This window comes from Parabacteroides sp. CH2-D42-20 (genome assembly GCF_003670185.1).
GTDB classification, from domain to species: Bacteria; Bacteroidota; Bacteroidia; order Bacteroidales; family Tannerellaceae; genus Parabacteroides; species Parabacteroides distasonis.
In genome coordinates this window covers 1-2,430 of sequence record NZ_RAYG01000074.1, presented here as the reverse complement: position 1 = coordinate 2,430, position 2,430 = coordinate 1, and the positions used below count along the sequence as shown (strand labels likewise).

The window sequence follows — 2,430 nt, the reverse complement described above, 5'->3', positions numbered from 1 at the left end:
CGATTCTTTTAGTCATTTGCAAAGGTACGCGTTTCTTCGATACTTGCAACCCTTCCGGGCTATTTTTTTACTGCTTATTCTCTTTCTTATCAATAGGATAGGTTATCCTTTACGAAACAAGCGATTCCTTCAACAAACCTTTCTATTTACCCCTTATAAAACGCAAGATTAAAACCTTCGTTTAAACTAGTCGTTTTTGAATGACAAAGCAATCGATACGATAACGTAATGAGCTGATTATCTTAATAAACACTAGTATTAATATTAATTTTAGAATTATGAACAAAAAGTTTTCTACTCTTTTGGCTGGTGCTGCGCTTCTGGGTGCGGTGACGGCTAATGGTGCTGTTAAGCTGAATCAAGGAGCGAATAACGGTCTTTATCAGCTTAAGGCAGGTTCTGCTTTCTTGAGTATTACCGAAAATTCCACGACTCACGAAGATGAAATCAAAATGGTTTCTCACTCTTCCGCAAATTTAGGAGGTACAATGTGGTGTGTAACGGTTGATGCCGAGAATCAAGGACAGAATCCTAAGTATGATTTCACGAACAAGATCGGAAAGTTTTTAGGTCTTGAGATCAGCACGATCAAAGGTAAGGCGGCGGCTCCGTTAGCTGCTGTACCTGCTGTTGTCGGTGGTGATCTTTCCGGTTGGAAATTCTCTCCTGTATTTAAGAATGGTGTGGAGAAATCCGTTCTCTATTCTTATTTCACGAATGACTCTGTAATCGGTTTGAAGGTGAATACTAGTGGCGATGTAGAAATGGTTAAAACTATAGCTACTACAGCTGGTATTACTGCCGCTGGTTTCACTGAATTTGAGTTGGTAGAGGCCGCTTCGATCGTTGTCTCAGGTGCTGATGAATTGAATACGATCTTTGGTACCCAAGATAAGAAAGCTGGTATCACATTGAAGTTTACTCCGGATGTATTAGGAGATGGAGCGGTAAACTACTTTACCGAGAAGAAGTTCACGGTTGAAGCTTCTGGAACTGCTAATTATTTCCATGTATTGAGAGCCGACTCTTCTTACTTGTACGTAGATACTGCTTATACGAATGCTGTGGGTGGAGCTAAGTTCTTGGCTTATAACTGGAGCAACTTAAAGGATACTTATAAGACTGGTACTAAGAATCATGCTACTCCGAAAGATTCTATCAATGCTACAGATTTATCAGACCAATATAAATTTATGTTTACATATTGGCCTTCAAATGACAGCTTGGAGATTCAGGTTAAACAATCTTTGTTAAAAACAAGTGAGACGTATTGGAAAGATGTTACTGTTACTACAGCTATGCAAAATCAGCATATCTCTTTGCAAGAGTTGCTGAAAGACAAGGTTCGTATCTTGACGGTAGATGCGGCTCAAAATACTAAGATTGAGTTAGGTTTCGCAGGTTGCAAAGTTTTGCCTACTACAAAGACAACTGTTGATGATGGTGTTTATGTAATCAGAAATGCTAAGACTGGTAAGTACTATGCTGCTCCGCTTTATAATGAATCTGCATCTAGTAAATACGAGTGGGTGACTTTGGATATTCAAGATGCTACTCATATGCCTGCTTATCAATGGGTTGTGTTGAAGAAGAACGTAACAGATAAGAATAAGGTTTCTGCTGTAGATTTGTATAACCGTGAGTATAATGACGGTACGGCTGCTGATGCGACTCTCCAATTGAATAAAAATGCGGGGGCTACTTATATGTATGCTGCTAGTTTTGGTGACTCTTTGGAATTTATCCCAGTCGCTAAAGAAATCTATACTGATAAGTATGTGGGTTATAAGCATCTGACTAATGATGAGTTGATCACGAACAAATATACTTTCAACTACTGGCATCCGTACGCATCTGATAAATTTATCGGTGTTAAGGATTCTACGATGAATGTGTTAGAGGGTAAGAAAGCGTTCACTCTTAAGTCTTCTTACAAAGAACATGCTTATGGCTATAATCCTTCTGAGGAGGTTTCCGGTAATGCGGACAAGAAGATCACGGGTCGTATCCCTGGCTTGGTGAGACCGGTAAGAACGATGTATATCATTACTAATGGTGAGACTACTTTCCGTAATCATAACGTAGCGGTAGAGTCTAAGTATAAATTGAGTAAGTATTATCCTAATACTACGAATGACTCTGTTTACTTCAAGGAGAACAACCATATTGAGGGTAACCATTACTATGCTATCCTTGAGGCTACTTCCGCAGGTGCTATCAGCACTCATAAAGCAGGTGTTTCCGATTATGATGCTTCCGCTACTTTGAAAGCTCAGGTAATGGGTGAGACTCGTACTTCCGCATTCGCTATCGCTCTGGACGAGACTCCGTTGTATCGTCAATTCAATAATGAACTTCTTGGTGAGAACGTTGATAATTCAGCTGATAGCTTGATGTTCAAGGAAACTATCCGTGGTGAATATTTGATGG

At 39.6% G+C, this 2,430-nt stretch carries 1 protein-coding gene; it reads left to right on the top strand.

Translation table 11 applies throughout. The features are described 5' to 3' along the window. Positions 1-278: 278 nt before the first annotated feature. A partial coding sequence (locus D7V92_RS21745; RefSeq protein ID WP_121773782.1) for a hypothetical protein occupies positions 279-2,430 on the top strand: 2,152 nt, incomplete at its 3' end.